Annotated in this window: 14 protein-coding genes and 1 pseudogene; 5 read left to right on the top strand and 10 right to left on the bottom strand. The window is 69.5% G+C overall.

Annotated features, from left to right (window positions below; translation table 11 throughout):
- The first annotated feature begins 431 nt into the window (after positions 1-431).
- Both M446_RS27300 and M446_RS35965 read left to right on the top strand, forming a co-directional pair.
- Positions 432-998, top strand: a complete 567-nt coding sequence (locus M446_RS27300) for a DUF2231 domain-containing protein (RefSeq protein WP_265576441.1) — start codon at positions 432-434, stop codon at positions 996-998.
- A gap of 92 nt (positions 999-1,090) precedes the next feature.
- Positions 1,091-1,456: a hypothetical protein gene (locus M446_RS35965; protein WP_012335326.1), complete on the top strand. Its 366-nt coding sequence runs from the start codon at positions 1,091-1,093 to the stop codon at positions 1,454-1,456.
- 87 nt (positions 1,457-1,543) lie between these two features.
- On the opposite strand, the gene M446_RS27295 is transcribed toward M446_RS35965, so the two are convergent.
- From M446_RS27295 to M446_RS27270, 6 genes are all read right to left on the bottom strand, one after another.
- The gene (locus tag M446_RS27295) at positions 1,544-2,041 is read right to left on the bottom strand and encodes a ferritin-like domain-containing protein (protein WP_012335325.1); all 498 of its coding nucleotides are present in this window, start codon (positions 2,039-2,041) and stop codon (positions 1,544-1,546) included.
- Between the two features lie 98 nt (positions 2,042-2,139).
- Positions 2,140-2,643, bottom strand: coding sequence for an isoprenylcysteine carboxyl methyltransferase family protein (locus M446_RS27290; protein WP_012335324.1), 504 nt, complete (start codon positions 2,641-2,643; stop codon positions 2,140-2,142).
- Positions 2,640-3,698: a type III polyketide synthase gene (locus tag M446_RS27285; protein WP_012335323.1), complete on the bottom strand. Its 1,059-nt coding sequence runs from the start codon at positions 3,696-3,698 to the stop codon at positions 2,640-2,642. The genes M446_RS27290 and M446_RS27285 overlap by 4 nt, the downstream gene beginning before the upstream one ends.
- A gap of 300 nt (positions 3,699-3,998) precedes the next feature.
- Positions 3,999-5,642, bottom strand: coding sequence for an FAD-dependent monooxygenase (locus tag M446_RS27280; RefSeq protein WP_012335322.1), 1,644 nt, complete (start codon positions 5,640-5,642; stop codon positions 3,999-4,001).
- 19 nt (positions 5,643-5,661) lie between these two features.
- A complete protein-coding gene (locus M446_RS27275; protein WP_012335321.1) occupies positions 5,662-6,171 on the bottom strand; it encodes a ferritin-like domain-containing protein in 510 nt (169 codons plus the stop codon).
- A gap of 85 nt (positions 6,172-6,256) precedes the next feature.
- Positions 6,257-6,661 carry a PRC-barrel domain-containing protein gene (locus M446_RS27270; protein WP_012335320.1) on the bottom strand — a complete coding sequence of 135 codons (405 nt, stop codon included), beginning with the start codon at positions 6,659-6,661 and terminating at the stop codon, positions 6,257-6,259.
- A gap of 1,023 nt (positions 6,662-7,684) precedes the next feature.
- Between M446_RS27270 and M446_RS27265 the strand changes: the two genes are divergently transcribed.
- From M446_RS27265 to M446_RS27255, 3 genes are read left to right on the top strand one after another with little or no spacing between them, the layout of a single operon-like run.
- The gene (locus tag M446_RS27265) at positions 7,685-9,778 is read left to right on the top strand and encodes a hydantoinase/oxoprolinase family protein (protein WP_012335319.1); all 2,094 of its coding nucleotides are present in this window, start codon (positions 7,685-7,687) and stop codon (positions 9,776-9,778) included.
- A complete protein-coding gene (locus M446_RS27260; RefSeq protein ID WP_012335318.1) occupies positions 9,775-11,523 on the top strand; it encodes a hydantoinase B/oxoprolinase family protein in 1,749 nt (582 codons plus the stop codon). Before M446_RS27265 ends, M446_RS27260 begins: the two co-directional genes overlap by 4 nt.
- Positions 11,513-12,214, top strand: a complete 702-nt coding sequence (locus M446_RS27255; protein ID WP_012335317.1) for a TetR/AcrR family transcriptional regulator — start codon at positions 11,513-11,515, stop codon at positions 12,212-12,214. Before M446_RS27260 ends, M446_RS27255 begins: the two co-directional genes overlap by 11 nt.
- 144 nt (positions 12,215-12,358) lie before the next feature.
- On the opposite strand, the gene M446_RS27250 is transcribed toward M446_RS27255, so the two are convergent.
- The 4 genes and pseudogenes from M446_RS27250 to M446_RS39235 all read right to left on the bottom strand — a co-directional run.
- The gene (locus M446_RS27250) at positions 12,359-13,372 is read right to left on the bottom strand and encodes a CobW family GTP-binding protein (protein WP_012335316.1); all 1,014 of its coding nucleotides are present in this window, start codon (positions 13,370-13,372) and stop codon (positions 12,359-12,361) included.
- A complete protein-coding gene (locus M446_RS27245; protein WP_012335315.1) occupies positions 13,366-13,689 on the bottom strand; it encodes a hypothetical protein in 324 nt (107 codons plus the stop codon). The genes M446_RS27250 and M446_RS27245 overlap by 7 nt, the downstream gene beginning before the upstream one ends.
- 16 nt (positions 13,690-13,705) lie before the next feature.
- A complete protein-coding gene (locus M446_RS27240) occupies positions 13,706-14,239 on the bottom strand; it encodes a GntR family transcriptional regulator (RefSeq protein WP_265576665.1) in 534 nt (177 codons plus the stop codon).
- A pseudogene (locus M446_RS39235) lies at positions 14,228-14,386 on the bottom strand (GntR family transcriptional regulator); the annotation flags it as partial. The pseudogene M446_RS39235 and the gene M446_RS27240, both read right to left, overlap by 12 nt.
- Between the last annotated feature and the right edge of the window lie 54 nt (positions 14,387-14,440).

Here is a 14,440-nt window from a genome sequence, read left to right as displayed (position 1 = left end):
ATTCTGTGATCCGCCACAATGCCGCAGCGCTATTGTGAGCAACGCGCGCGGTACTGCTAGGCTGGAACAGTGCATCTAGGTGCGAGTTGGTGGCTCACGCACTGCATGCCAGCATCAATATGCGACGAAGTGACAGCGTCCGGCCGCAATCAGGGCCCGGGAACGGCTTGGTCCCGAGATGAGGATGCTCCGAGTGGCAAGCGTGCGGATATGCTCACTCAGGAAATCGGCGGACATCCTGACGGCGGCCGCCTGAATGTGATTACAATAAGCAATTCGACGCGAGAATACCGAGCATAGCAATTTATTCTTCCAAACACAAATGCATGTCTTTCCAAGTTTCGTAAGGAAATTCGGACAAGTGTGATCTCTGCAATGATGCGTCGCGCGCAATTTATGCGGCGACGGTGAAATATAAAAGGAGAAATATGATGAATCTACACGTCACGCCGGCTCAACGCATGTATTCTCAGCTCACTCCGGAACGGGACGGAGACCGCGCCAATCCGACGCGAGGTCTACCGAGCACGGCCGCGATTGTCGGCCACCCTGTCCACCCGATGATGATCCCGTTTCCAATCGCGTTTCTGACCAGCGCGCTCCTGACCGACATCGCCGCACGTGCAACGCGCGATCCGTTCTGGGCGCGCGCGTCGAAGCTCCTGCTGGGAGCTGGGATCGCGTCCGGAGTGGCCGCCGGCGCGGTCGGCGCGATCGACTACCTCACGATCCGCCGGGCGCGACAGAAGCCGGCCGGCCGCCTGCATGCCTACGGCAACGCCGCGGCCCTGGCCCTCGCCGCTGCGAACCTCGCCCGGCGGTCTGGCCGCGATCGCGACCAGGCCGGCGATGCAACCGACGTCGCCCTGTCGGGCGCAACGGCGGCATTGCTCGGCATCACGGGCTGGGCCGGCGCGGAACTCTCCTACCGCCACATGGTCGGCGTGGATGGTCATGCCGACCAGCACACTGACGAGGAGAAGCGCGTGGTGTCCTGAGGAGCATGCCACCGTCCTGCACAGCGAAGCCGCGGGCACGCGGATCAACCGCCCAGCCCGCTCGTTGACGGGCTGATTCATGAGGATTTTCGATGCGCGCTTCTCTTGTTCTTGTTCTTGCAACCGCAGCCTCGATCCTGGCGAACGCGCCGGGCGCACAGGCCTCCTCGTGCTCTGAACAGATCGCGACGATCGAGCGGCGCCTCGACAGTGCCGGTGCCGAGCGGGTGACCGGCCGGGAGCCTCCGGGCGGCCCAACGTCCTCGAACTCACCGAAGGCCCTGGACAAGCCGCCGGAGACGAAGCCCTCGGACCGGACGCTTCAGCCCTCCGCATCGGGCGTTCAGGAGGCGCGCGAACTCGTTCGGAAAGCGCGCGCGCAGCAGCAGGCAGGTGACGAGAAGGGCTGCAACGATACGATGACTCGCGCCAAGGAGAAAGCCGGCGCCCTGCCATAAGGCACGGCGGAAATTCGCGCGATCTGGCCTTATCATCTGAGAGCGGGCCGGCCTTGTCGAGGTCGGCCCGCTGCCTGTTCGGGGCGGTTACTTGGCGGCGACTTGCTGCAGGCTCTCGGCCAGCTTGGTCGCGTACGCGTCGCCCTTGTAGATTTCCGCGGTGGCCTGCTTCAGCTTCGCCGCGTCCTCTGACTGGCCCAGCGCCTGAGCGTACGCGGCAGCCGTCCCGAACCCCGCCAGGCCGTAATGCGTCATGCGCTGGTACTGGGCGATCAGCACCACGTCGCGCAGCCTGCCATCCTGCGGCGCCTCCTGCGAGCCGTGCTTTTGCGCCTCGGCGACGAGGCCGGCCATGCCCTTGCAGTATTCAGGCTCCGCCCGCCCGCCGGCTCGCTCAATCAGGCTGCGCAGGGTCTCGGAGTGCTTGGTGATGCCCCCGACGGAATGCTCGAGCATCTGCTTCAGTTTCGGGTCGCTCGCTTGGCTCGTCAGCTGCCTGATGGCGCCTGCCATTTGGTCGTTTGCCGACCAGAGATCCTTCAGCTCGTCCAGGTATACCTCTTTGAGGCGGCTCGGTGCGGCCATGGCACGGCTCCTTCATGAGGTGAAATGCTCGATCAACCGCGCGCACGAACCCGTGTTCCGCCTCACGCGCGCGGGGCAGGATCCATTGGTCGGCGCCGCTATCGGGGAGCGACGCGGACTGTGCCCAGGGCCGCGTTCTCGGCGCGAATGCGGATCGCCAGCACAGCCGCATTGAGGATGCTGAATACGATCGCGTAGCCGATGAGGCCGAACGCGAGTGGCAGCGCCGCGATCTCGCCCGTCACGACGGCGTAGTTCGGATGCGAGAACAGGCGGTAGGGCCCGCGCCGCACCAGCGGTGCCTGCGGGAGCACGATGATCCGCGTCGTCCAGCGCTCTCCCAAGCTGGCCAGCACCCAGAGCCTGCCGGCCTGCAGCAGGATGAACACGGAGAGCCAGGTCGGATCCACGGGTTGTGACCAAGCCAGGAGCCAGAGCCCGGCGAGCCAAGCGGCGTGAAGGACGACGATCAGCCCGTAATGTTCCGGCGCCACCTCGACACCGCCCCGCGACAGGAGACGCCGCGTGTTCCGGCGCGCCAGCACGAGTTCGCCCAGCCGTTGCAGCGTGACCAGTGCAAGGACCAGGATCGCGGCCGTCACGACGGGCTCCTCAGCGAGGCGCAACTCGCCGTGAACCCTGGTCCCATCGCGGTCAGCACCGAGCGGGGCGGCAGACCGGCCTTGCGGGCGCGGTCGAGCACGAACAGCACGGTGGGGGCTGACATGTTGCCGAACTCCGACAGAACCGCGCGCTCGTGGTCGAGCGCGCCCTGGCCGATCGCGAGGCTGCGCTCAAGTGCCGTGATGACCTTGGTCCCGCCCGCGTGGCAGATGAACCGGTCGACCTGCTCGGGACCGAGCTGCCAGCGCTTGAGCAGGCCGAGGACCGCCGGGCCCACATTCGCCTCCGCGAAGGGCGGGATGGCGCGGGCGAAGATGACGCCGAAGCCGGCCTCCTCGACGTCCCAGCCCATGATGTCGAGCGTGTCCGGCCAGGTGTGATCGCCCGTCGCCTCCACCTCGGCCACGCCGGCGTCCCCGCCCGCGCGCAGGATGCACGCCGCGGCCCCGTCCCCGAACAGGGCGGTGGCGACGATGCTGGCCTTGGTGAGCTTGTCGAGGCGGAAGGCCAGCGTGCAGAGCTCGACGGTGACGAACAGCACGTTGGAGCCTGGGCGGCTCTCGGCCAACCGGCTCGCGACCGCGAGTCCCGAGACGCCGCCGCCGCACCCGAGCCCGAAGACCGGAACCCGCATGACATCGTGGCGCAGGCCGAGCCGCTGCAGGACGCGTGCCTCCAGGCTCGGCGTCGCGATGCCGGTCGACGACACTGTGACCACGGCATCGACGTCCCGGGCGAGGAGCTCCGCCTCGTCCAGCGCCTTCGTGGCGGCCTCGGCGAACAGGTCCTCCGCACCCCGCAGGTACGCGGCCGTCCGTTCCGGCCAGCCGCGCGCCTGCATGTACCAGTCGATCGGCTGAACGGAATGCCGCTTGTGGATGCCCGTGGTGGCGAACACGCGCGACAGTCGGTCGAACTCGCCGTAGCGTTCGGAGAACAGGGTGCTGGCCATCTCGGCAACGTCCGTCTGGCGAAGGACGTGGGGTGGGACCGCGGTCGCCAGCGACAGAAGCCGTGCGCGTGTGGACGTCATGCGGCGGATCCTCGGAGAGGCAGCTTGGGAGTGGAACGCTGCCCTCCGATCCGGGGCGGCCATTCCAATCGGCCAACAAGGAGGAGGGCACAATGTTTCTGCCGCGACGATTTAGCGTCGAAGACGAGATCGGGCCGGAACGGAGCCGACCTGGACCTCGGCCCGGTCGGTCGCGGCGGGCCGGAGGCCGCGCACGCTCGGCGCGTGCGCCAGGGTGATGAGGGGGTGCGTCGCCGAACGAGCCGAGAGCCGCGGGCACGGTCGTGGTCGGGCCACGGGCGGCTCGTCCATCCGACGGTCCTAGTGGTGGGGTGAGTCGCGGCACAGCGACCCGTCATCGGCGCTCGCGTCCGCGGCTGCCGGGGCGGTGGGCCCGCTTGGGGACGGCCCGACGAGCCAACGCGCAGCGTACCGCTGAAGACGCGCGAGGTCCCGGCGCTGCGCGATCAGTGCCACGTGCCGATCCGGCCGGACCAGGACGAGGCTTGCGCGTGGAAGGATCATCCTGGCGGAAGCGGGCGCGACCCGGATCCGGATGGTGTCGCTCCAGGGAGCGAGCAGGGAGCGGATCGCGGCATGCTCCGCCGCCGACGCGTCGAGCGGCAGCAGGAGTGTCCAGGAGCGGTAGTCGAGGCAGCCGTGGAGGCGGTCGGGCGTATCGCCCTCGCCGGCGTCGGGAAGACGGTCGCCCGGACGCAGTCCCCGCGGCGCTCGCGCCGGGGCGGTCGTGCCTCCGGCCAGCGGGCCGTCACGGTGATGGTCGTCGACGTCGCTCACCGCGCGCTCGACCCACCGGATCGGGGCGGAATGCGCTAGCGCCGCCCACAGGGCGCCCTCCCGCAGGAGGAGGCCGGGTCGCGAACTCGGCGTCTCGACGAGATTGTAGCGCATCAGGCTCAGGAAGCGCCTCACGCTGGCGCGCTGCTCGTCCTCGTAGCTGTCGAGCAGCAGGTCCGGGGCTCGCTTTCCGTGAACGGCGGCCAGCTTCCAGGCAAGATTGTGGGCGCCCCGCAATCCCAGGCTCATGCCGTGGCCGCCGAGCGACGACCACACGTGCGCCGCGTCGCCCGCGAGGAGCACGCGACCCCGGCGCATCCGGGCGGCGAGGCGGGTCTGGAAACGCGCGCGGTTGAACCAGGTCGCCCGTTCGAGCCGGATCTCGGGCGTCCCCGCAACCCGCGCGATCAGCGCCTCGGCCTCCGCCAGCGACGGCGGCGCGTGCGCGTCCGGATCCGGGTCGGTCGCGTAGCAGAAGAAGCGGCAGGAGCCCTCCGCAACGGGAAAGCAGCCGAGGCACGCGCCGGGGGCGAGGAAATAGTAGCCCTCGCGCGCGTTGGCCGGGTGCCGCCAGCGGGGGACGGCGTTGACCTGCAGGATCTGCAGATCAGGGACGCGGTGCCCTTCGAACGCGATCCCGAGGCGATCCCGCACGAGGCTGCGGGAGCCGTCGCAGCCGACCAGCCAGGCGCTGCGCCACGGGCGGGCCCGCCCGGCGGAATCGGCGAGCATCGTCGTCACACCGCACGGATCGGGCGAGAGGTCGCGCGCCTCGCATCCCCACGCGACCTCGGCCCCGAGCGCGCGCAAGCGGCCTTCGAGGAGGCGCTCCGTCACGTGCTGCTCGATCAGGAGCGGGGTCGGGTAGGCGCTGGCGACGGAGCCCAGCTGGGCGGCTCCGAGGCGCCGGCCCTGCCCGTAGAAGTGCACCGTGCGGAGCGCGTTGGCCGCCTCCGACACGGCGGCCCCGAGGCCCAGGTCGTCGAGCACCTCGGCCCCGCGCGGCCAGATCACGGCGGCGCGGGGTTCGTTCTTCGGGCCTCGTGCCCGGTCGACAACGCGCACCGACAGCCCGTGCAGCCGAAGACCGATCGCAAGAGCCAGCCCGACCGGGCCGGCCCCGACGATGAGGACGTCGCTGTCCAGATCGACACGGAGGTCGCGCATCGGTCGGCGCCGGGCCGGCTCAGCTGTCGGCCTTCGCGCCCGCCGTCGTGCGCTCGATGTAGGCGCGGGTCACGGACTCGATGAGGCCGTCGACGCGCTGCGCCGCCTGCTTCTCCTCCTCGAGGGACTTGCGGAACAGGGGCGCGTGCTCAGGGTGACCCGCGGCCTCAGCGATGACGATCAGCGAGCGATAGGCGGCGATCTGGTCGTACTGGTAGGCGTAGCCCGCGTAGAGGTTCTTGAGTGTCTCATCCTGGGCCAAGGCGTGCACGGCTGCGCCGATCTTGCCGGCGGTGTTGGTGACCGTCTCCTTCAGGGTCGAGGCGCTGGCGTCGAGAGCTGAGAGCGCCTGCTCGACTCTTCTGATCTGCTCGCGCGTGATGCCGACATGCGCCTGCAGGGTCTTCGCGTACTCGGGGTAGTGCTCAAGACCGGTGAGCTGATGCTCCATCTGGCTGAGGCCTTGGGTTTCGAGAGCGTGTGTATTGCGCAGAGCGGTCGTGTAGATCGAGCTGATGTCGGTAGCCATACATTTCTCCATAGATGCAGTGATGCCCGCGTTGATCGGCTGCGCGAGGCATGATTTGCTGGAAAGTCAATGCGGTGAATTGACTTTACCGCTTGAACTTGCCCTCGTATTTGAATTCCGGAGCAGATTTAAGTTGATCTTTGCTCGCGCCAACGATGGCCTTCCACTTTTTATTCTCCTCGTCGTAGCCAAGGGAGATGGAGTTCGGCTGGACGGCAACGTAGCGCTCGCCCATGCCGAGGAAGCCGCCGACCGAAACGATGTATCCTTTCAGCTGGCCACTCTCAAGGACAAGATCTTTGATCTCGCCAACTGTATTCTGCTGCCCATCGACGACGTTGAGGCCGATGAGACTGTAGCTGAGCACGGCATCCTGAGGGACGGTGATGAACTCGGGCCCGCGCGTGGGGACCTTCTGATTGTCGTCCACCGCAAAGGCCGGCGTCGCCATGGCGGCGGTTAAAGCAATGGCCAGGAATGAACGTCGCATGCGAGGCTCCTGTCGTTGAAGATTGATCGGCTCTCCAATCCATCAGACATGCTCTCGTTCCGGCCTGCGACCTTCTGTGCATCTACTTTCCGCCCAACATCATTCGCGTTTCCATTTACGTCTTAAATAGATGCTATGTAGGCACCTGCTTACCCGCATTTGCCAATAAATCTTATCATATGAGGCAAAGCGAATAACATATGCGCAACAATGGCGCATGTCTGATCCAGATCATCGACAGGAGTGCAAAGTCACGCCGAAGCGTCTCATGCAAATCATCAGCTTTGTTGCAAAATTATCCGTGCGGAAGTGGTCAGATCATGGCGTAAGCCGCGGCAGTCGGATTGCGGAAAATGTGATGCCAGTTCCATTTGGCCCGAGAGATCTCTGGGCAGCCGAAGGACAGGGCGGTCGCGATGAGCGGCGGGTTGGCGGCCAGCCTGCCGAACACGGTTCCGCCCCGTGCCGGCCGGGGTGCCTTGCCTCCGTGGCGAGGGCACGGAGACGGTTCTGAGCCGTGACGGCGCATTCGCTGTCGTGAGCCGATGGACGATCCTGGTGTGCTGCCGAGGCTGCTGCGAGCGGCAGGCGTGCCCATCCCCGGCCACGTCCGATCGTGACGACCCATCTCGTCATCGGAGGACCGGCGGTTGGCGGGAAAGCGGATGGCCGCTGCACCGGGCGACGTCGCGGACAGGGTCAGCCACGGCCAAGCCTGCACGGTCATCGAGCCATCCTTCCCGGAGAAGTCGGCCAGAGCTGCTGGCCACCCCGGCACAATTGTCTCGCGGTCCACCTGTTTCGGCGTGAGGCAATTCGCCGCCCGCCGGCATGCGCCGGGGCGCCCGCCGGCAACCTCGAGCCGAACCGTCCGGTGTGCCGGCACGAGGCTCGCGAGGCGCGCTTGGCCCGCCGGCCCGATCCCGACCCGCCGCCTCGGCTGCGGCGGGCCGCGTGCGCTCCTTGACACTCCAGCTTCGGCGCCGCATAGTTAACTAACTGGTTAGTTAGAAGAGGTTCCCGATGGGCTCGCGCTCCTCCGACGCCAGCGTCCGCGTGGCCGTCGATATCGGCGGCACCTTCACGGACATCGCCCTGCTCGACGCGGCGGGCACCGTCCATCAGAGCAAGCTCTCCTCGACCCTGGACGATCCCAGCCGGGCCGTCGTGGCCGGTGTCGCCGCGCTGCTGGCGGAGCTCGGGATCGCGCCCTCGCAAGTCGCCGAAGTCCTTCACGGCACCACGGTCGGCTCCAACACGATCCTTCAGCGCACGGGGGCGAGGACGGGGCTGATCACGACGCGAGGGTTCCGCGACGTGCTGGAGATCGGGCGCATCCGCATGCCCGACATGTTCGATCTGACCTGGGACAAGCCGAAGCCGCTGGTCTCCCGTCGCCACCGGCTGGAGGTGGACGAGCGCGTCGCCGCCGACGGCTCCATCGTGCGGCCCCTCAGCGAGGCCGACGTCGTCGCCGCCGGCCGCCAGCTCAGCGAGGCCGGGATCGAGGCGGTCGCCGTCGCCTTCATCAACAGCTACCGCAACGCCGCGCACGAGCGGCGCGCCGAGGCGATCCTGCGCGAGCAGTTCCCCCACCTGCTGGTCACCAGCTCCTGCACGGTCCTGCCCGAGATGAAGGAGTACGAGCGGACCAGCACGACGGTCGTGAACGCCTACCTGCTCGCGGCCATGCGCGCCTACCTGCACGCCCTGGAGCGCGGGCTGCGCGGGATCGGCGTCGGGGCGCCCATCCTGGTCATGACCTCGAACGGCGGGATGCTGGCCGCGCGCGCGACCCTGGAGAGGCCGGTGATGGTGGTGGCGTCGGGGCCGGCCGGCGGCGTCGCGGGCGCGGCGCGCCTCGGCCACGCGCGCGGCGACCGCGACATCATCGTGTTCGACATGGGCGGCACGACCGCCAAGGCGGTGATCGTCGAGGACGGCCGCCCGACCATGACGTCCGAGTACGAGTTTCGGGACGGGATCTCGACCTCGAGCCGCTTCATCAAGGCCGGCGGCTACATGCTCAAGGTCCCGGCGATCGACATCGCGGAGGTCGGCGCAGGCGGCGGCTCGATCGCCGCCATCGACGAGGGCGGCCTGCTCGTCGTCGGCCCCCACTCGGCGGGCGCGGTGCCCGGGCCGGCCTGCTACGGCCTCGGCAACGCGCGCCCGACCGTCACCGACGCCAACGTCGTCCTCGGGTTCATCAATGCGAGTGCGCTCGCCGGCGGCCGCCTGGCGATCAGCAGGGAACTGAGCGAGCGGGCGATCCGCGACCACGTGGGCGATCCGCTCGGCCTCGCGGTCGCCGACGCCGCGCACGGGGTGCGCGCGGTCGCCAACGCCGCCATGGCCCGCGCCGTGCGGGCCGTGACGATCGAGCGCGGCCGCGATCCCCGCGACTTCACGCTGATGGCGTTCGGCGGGAACGGCGGCGTGCACGCGCCCGACCTCGCGCGTCAGCTCGGGATCGGACGCGTGGTCGTCCCTCCCCTCTCGGGGGTGTTCTGCGCGGTCGGCATGCTGGCCTCCGACACCGAGCACACGGCCCTCGCCGTGGTCGCGCGCCGCCTCGACGCGATGGATGCCGGGGACCTCGCCGCGGCCAAGGCCGCCCTGGAGGCCGACGTCGCGGAGCGTCTTGCCCAGGACGGCTACCCGGAGGCGCGGCGGCACCTGCTCTGGGAAGCCGACCTCCGGCACGAGGGTCAGGCCACCGAGCTGACCGTCCCGTTCGAGGGCGAGGACCTCGCCGCGCTCGAGGAGCGGTTCGTGGCGGAATACGTGAAGACCTACGGCTACCGGGACGCGACGCCGATCGAGTTCATGAAGCTGCGGGTCGTCGGCCGGGGGCTGCGGGAGAAGCGCCTCGCCTTCGACGCCATGGCGATCGCCCCGCGCGCGGGCGCCGCCGGCCGGGGCACCCGCGCGGTCTCCTTCGCGCGCGGCGAGGAGCCCAGGCTCGTCGAGGTGGTCGGCCGCGATGCCCTCGGCGCGACGGCCCGGCCGGGACCGCTCGTCGTCGAGGAGTTCGACGCGACCATCGTCGTCCCGCCCGACGCCAGCATCCGCAAGGACGCGATCGGCTGCATCGTCCTGGAGTTCAGCGCATGAACGTCGACCCGATCACCTTCGCGGTCATCAAGAGCGGCCTCGACGCGATCGCCGACGACATGGCCTACACGGTCGTGCGCATCGCCCGCTCCGAGATCGTCAAGGACGTGATGGACTTCTCGGCGGCCCTGTGCGCCGCCGACGGCCAGATGGTGGCGCAGGCCAAGACGATCGCGCAGCATCTCGGCGCCATTCCGGAAGCCATGCAGGCGGTGCTGGCCAGGTTCGACGGCGACCTGCACGACGGCGACGTCGTCATCATGAACGACCCCTATCACGGGGGCATGCACCTGCCGGACATCTTCATGTTCGTGCCGATCTTCCACGGCGGCAAGCGCCGGGCCTTCGCGGTCGTGATCTGCCATCACACCGATGTCGGGGGCCGCGTTCCCGGGTCGAACGCCTCCGATTCGACCGAGATCTACCAGGAGGGCCTGCGCATCCCGCCGCTGAAGCTCTACGAGCGCGGCACCCTCAACACCACCCTCGAGGCGCTGATCAGGATCAACGTCCGCGTTCCCGACCGGGTCTGGGGGGACCTCTCGGCGCAGTTCGCGGCCGCGCAGGTCGGCAGGCGCGCCCTCGAGAAGCTGATGCAGCGCTACGGGGCGGACGAGGTCGACGCCTACATGCAGGAGCTGCTCGACTACGCCGAGCGCATGACGCGCGCCGAGATCCGGACCTGGCCGAGGGGCACCTGGCACTTCACCGACCACATCGACGACGACGGCTTCTCGGACGCGCCCATCCCGATCCGGGTCGCCATCACGGTGAGGGACGACGGCTCCCTGCTCGTCGACTACGCGGGCTCGTCGCCGCAGGTGAGGGGCGCGATCAACGCGACGCTGAGCTTCACCCACTCGCTGACCTACCTCTCCGTCCGCTGCGTCCTCGCCAAGGAGGTGCCGAACAACGTCGGCATGTTCCGCTGCGTGAGCGTCCGGGTGCCGGAGGCCTCGATCCTCAACCCCGTGATGCCTGGTCCCTGCGCGGCCCGGGCCCTCACCGGCTACCGCGTCTTCGACACCATGCTCGGCGCCCTGGCGCAGATCGTTCCGGACAAGGTTCCGGCGGCCGGCGAGGGCGGGAACAGCGTGATCTGCATCTCCGGCCTCAGGCCGAACCGGCAGCCCTTCATCATCGTCGACATGATCTGCGGAGCCTGGGGCGGACGACCGAACAAGGACGGACTGGAGGCGGTGACCAACGCGTCGCAGAACCTGTCCAACATGCCGGTCGAGATCATGGAGGCCGAGCATCCGGTCCGGATCGAGGAGTACGCGTTCGTCCCGGACAGTTGCGGGGCCGGCCGCTACCGCGGCGGCGTGGGCGTGCGGCGCAGCTACCGGATCCTCGCGGACGAGGCGCTCCTGCAGATGCGGACCGACCGGGTGAAGCACCGGCCCTACGGCCTGGCGGGGGGTGAGCCGGGCGGTCCGTCGCGCAACGCCATGGAGGTCGACGGCGAGCGCCGCCTTCTCCCCGGCAAGATCACGACGCGGGTCGGCAGGGGCACGCTCATCGTCCACGAGCAGGCCGGGGCCGGCGGATTCGGTGACCCGCTCGACCGCGACGCCGCGGCGATCCTGGAGGATTGCCTCGACGGCAAGATCTCCGCGGCCTTCGCGGAGCGGCATTTCGGCGTGGTGATCGCGCGGGGGACCGTCGACGAGGCCGCGACGCGCCACCTGCGCGCGTCGCGGCGGGCCGCGCCGCTGCCGGGGGCCGTCCCCGATGGGCGCTGAGTCCGCCCCGCCGGCCCACAGGCCGGCGCGCAATGCCGAGGAGACGCGCGCGCGCATCCTGGACACGGCGCGGCGGGAATTCGTCACGCATGGGCTCAACGGGGCCCGCGTCGACCGCATCGCCGCGCAGGCGGGCGTCAACAAGAACCTGATCTACCACTACTTCGGTTCCAAGGAGTCCCTCTACCTCGAAATTCTCGAACGCATCTATGCCGGCCTGCGCACCCGTCAGCGCGACGAATCCTTGCGGGACCTGCCGCCCGCGGCCGCGATGGCGGCCCTCGTCGCCAACACGTTCGACCACTTGGTGTCGACGCCCGATCTCATCCGCCTGATGAGCATCGAGAACATCCATTTCGGCCAGCACCTGAAGCGCTCGACCTCGGTCAAGCCGCTCTACCGCAACCTCCTCGACACGATCGATGAGATCCTCAAGCGCGGCCAGGCCGCGGGGACGTTCCGCCACAACGTCGATGCCGTCGACCTCTACCTGTCGATCTCGGGTCTCGCCTACTTCTTCCTGTCGAACCAGCACACGCTGTCCTGGCTGCTCGACCGCGACTTCATGGCCGGCGAGCGGGTGGCGGTGCGTCGGCGGCACGTGGTGGAGATGGTGCTCAGCTACCTCACGGGCGCCCGGTCGGACCTGTCCCCGGCGGCCGCGCACGAGGGACCGGAGGTCGGTCCGTGAGGGGCCTCCCGCGGGCCGGCCCCGGCCCCGGGCGGGGTCGTCCCGGCGCTCCACCGCCGAAGTTTCCTCCTCGCCCGGAAGTCCCCTCCCCGCCGGGCGTCCCTGCCGTGGGCAGGCTCCCGCGGCGGGAGACCGGCCCGGCGATCAGACCTCCTCCGCGACGAGCAGGCCGGGCCGGGGCGCCATGTTCTCCCTCGCGAACCGGAGGAAGGAGGCGAGGGACGCCCTGATCTCGGCCGGATCGAGCCCCCGAGCGATGAAGACCAGGTGCGAGCGCCGGTCGTCATCCGGCCAGCCCTCCATGTGCTCGGGCGGGTGCATGATGTGCTGGACCCCGTGGACCAGCACGGGGGCGCTCTCGTCGGTGAGGTTCAGCATCCCCTTGAAGCGCAGGACCGAGCGTCCGTGCCGGTTGAGGAGGAGGGACAGCCACGTCACGAAGCTCGACCAGTCGAGGCGCTCGTCGAGGGAGATCGAGAACGTGCTCACGGCGTGGGACGGGGCGGCGTCCGCGCTCACGGCCGAGACGCGCGACACAGGCTGCTCGCGCAGGAGCGAGGCGGGATCGAGGTCCGGCGCGCGGGCGTCGCGGACCGGCGCCAGCGCGTTGATGACCCGGATCCGCTCCGCCAAGCCGCGCGCCGCCGCCGGCGCGGCGAGGTCGGACTTCGTCACCAGCACGAGGTCCGCGACCGCGACCTGCTTGGCGAACTCGGCGTGGTCGTCGGCCGAGGCGAGGCCGTTGACGGCGTCGACCGTGGCGATCACGCCCGCCACCCGGAAGTACTCCTTCAGCACCGGATGGGTCTGGACCGTGTTGATGATCGGGGCGGGATCGGACAGTCCGGAGGTCTCGAGCACGACGCGCTCGAACCGGGGCACCTCGCCCGCCAGGGAGCGGCGCAGCAGGTCGAGCAGCGCGCGCGCCAGTTCGGGCCGGACCGAGCAGCACAGGCATCCGTTCGCCACGACGGCGCTCGCCTCCGCGACATGCGCCACGATGCGGTGGTCGAGGCCGGCCTGGCCGTACTCGTTGATGAGCACGCCGGTGCGCGCCTCCGCGTCCGCGCGCAGGATGCGGCCGAGCAGGGTCGTCTTGCCGCTGCCGAGGAACCCCGTCAGGACGAACAGCGGCATGGGCTCGGGCAGGGCTACCATCGCGGGGCTCCTCCCTCGAAGCGCGCGGTCAGGGGATCGAGGATCCGGCCGGAGAGCGCCTCCGCCGCGCCCCAGAACTCCGCGAGGCTGGCGGCGACCCGCGTGCGGCCGGCCCGGTCGGTCAGCAGGAAGGCGTCCCCGTCCCAATCCTCGCAGGCGAGCCCGGCGGGCGCGACCAGGCGGTTCATCAGCGCGATCCTCTCGCGCCGGTGGCGCCGGTGCCTCTGGATGTCGCGCGCCGGGAAGGGGCTCCGCGAGAGCTTGGCGGCATCGGTCCAATGGTCGCCGATCCCGAAGACGGCGCAGACGTCGCACATCGCGTGGGGTCTCCTGTCACGCCGCCGTCGCCAGGAGGCGACCGATCGGGCCGTCGACCAGGCTGGACGAGAGGTACTCGATCACCCGCTTGCGGGCGAGGCCCGCGTGAGAGCCGGCGACCGACTCGGCGCGCTCCGCGTCGCGGGTCTCGATCGCGTCCAGCATCTCGCCGTGCTCCCGGATGATCGACTCGATGTGAGCCTCGTACGCGTCGGCCGACCCGTAGCACTCGTACGCCATCGCGAGCCTCGCGATGCGCAGGTTCTCGCTGAGCAGCCCGATATAGGTCCGGGCCACGTTGCGATTGCCGCAGGCATGGCCGATCGCCTCGTGGAACGCGAAGTTCGTGTCGATCATGGCGGTGGGATCGCGGTCCCGCCACGCCGCCTCGAAGGCCTCGGCGCGGCGCCGGATGCCCGCGAGATCCTCCGCCGAGCAGCGGGCCGCCGCCCAGGCCGTCGCGACGCGCTGCAGGAGGTCGAAGGCCTCCAGGTGCTCCTGCGTGTAGGCGAGGTCGAGGGGGGCGACGCGCGCGCCGCGGTTCGGCATCAGCACGACCAGCCCGTCGCTCGCGAGCTGGACGAAGGCCTCGCGCAGCGGCGTGCGCGAGATCCCGAGCTCGCCGACGAGTTGCAGCTCGTCGAGCTCGGAGCCCGGCGCGCGCTGCAGCGACACGATCTGCCGCTTCAGCGTCTCGTAGGCGAATTCGCGGCCGCGGCCCTTGCTCGGGCGGCCCTTGCCCGGGTGGCT

It is taken from the genome of Methylobacterium sp. 4-46, from assembly GCF_000019365.1.
Classification (GTDB): Bacteria; Pseudomonadota; Alphaproteobacteria; order Rhizobiales; family Beijerinckiaceae; genus Methylobacterium.
The sequence above is the reverse complement of the archived record's forward strand: the minus strand, read 5'-3'. Positions and strand labels throughout refer to the sequence as shown.

Bases quoted from the DNA above. Each gene is read 5' to 3' on its own strand.
- M446_RS27265 (WP_012335319.1), top strand. From the start codon at position 7,685: ATGGGCTCGCGCTCCTCCGACGCCAGCGTCCGCGTGGCCGTCGATATC.
- M446_RS27275 (WP_012335321.1), bottom strand. From the start codon at position 6,171: ATGGCTACCGACATCAGCTCGATCTACACGACCGCTCTGCGCAATACA.
- M446_RS27295 (WP_012335325.1), bottom strand. From the start codon at position 2,041: ATGGCCGCACCGAGCCGCCTCAAAGAGGTATACCTGGACGAGCTGAAG.
- M446_RS35965 (WP_012335326.1), top strand. From the start codon at position 1,091: ATGCGCGCTTCTCTTGTTCTTGTTCTTGCAACCGCAGCCTCGATCCTG.
- M446_RS27285 (WP_012335323.1), bottom strand. From the start codon at position 3,698: ATGACGTCCACACGCGCACGGCTTCTGTCGCTGGCGACCGCGGTCCCA.
- M446_RS27250 (WP_012335316.1), bottom strand. From the start codon at position 13,372: ATGGTAGCCCTGCCCGAGCCCATGCCGCTGTTCGTCCTGACGGGGTTC.
- M446_RS27255 (WP_012335317.1), top strand. From the start codon at position 11,513: ATGGGCGCTGAGTCCGCCCCGCCGGCCCACAGGCCGGCGCGCAATGCC.
- M446_RS27260 (WP_012335318.1), top strand. From the start codon at position 9,775: ATGAACGTCGACCCGATCACCTTCGCGGTCATCAAGAGCGGCCTCGAC.
- M446_RS27280 (WP_012335322.1), bottom strand. From the start codon at position 5,642: ATGCGCGACCTCCGTGTCGATCTGGACAGCGACGTCCTCATCGTCGGG.
- M446_RS27240 (WP_265576665.1), bottom strand. From the start codon at position 14,239: ATGCCGAACCGCGGCGCGCGCGTCGCCCCCCTCGACCTCGCCTACACG.
- M446_RS27270 (WP_012335320.1), bottom strand. From the start codon at position 6,661: ATGCGACGTTCATTCCTGGCCATTGCTTTAACCGCCGCCATGGCGACG.
- M446_RS27300 (WP_265576441.1), top strand. From the start codon at position 432: ATGAATCTACACGTCACGCCGGCTCAACGCATGTATTCTCAGCTCACT.
- M446_RS27245 (WP_012335315.1), bottom strand. From the start codon at position 13,689: ATGTGCGACGTCTGCGCCGTCTTCGGGATCGGCGACCATTGGACCGAT.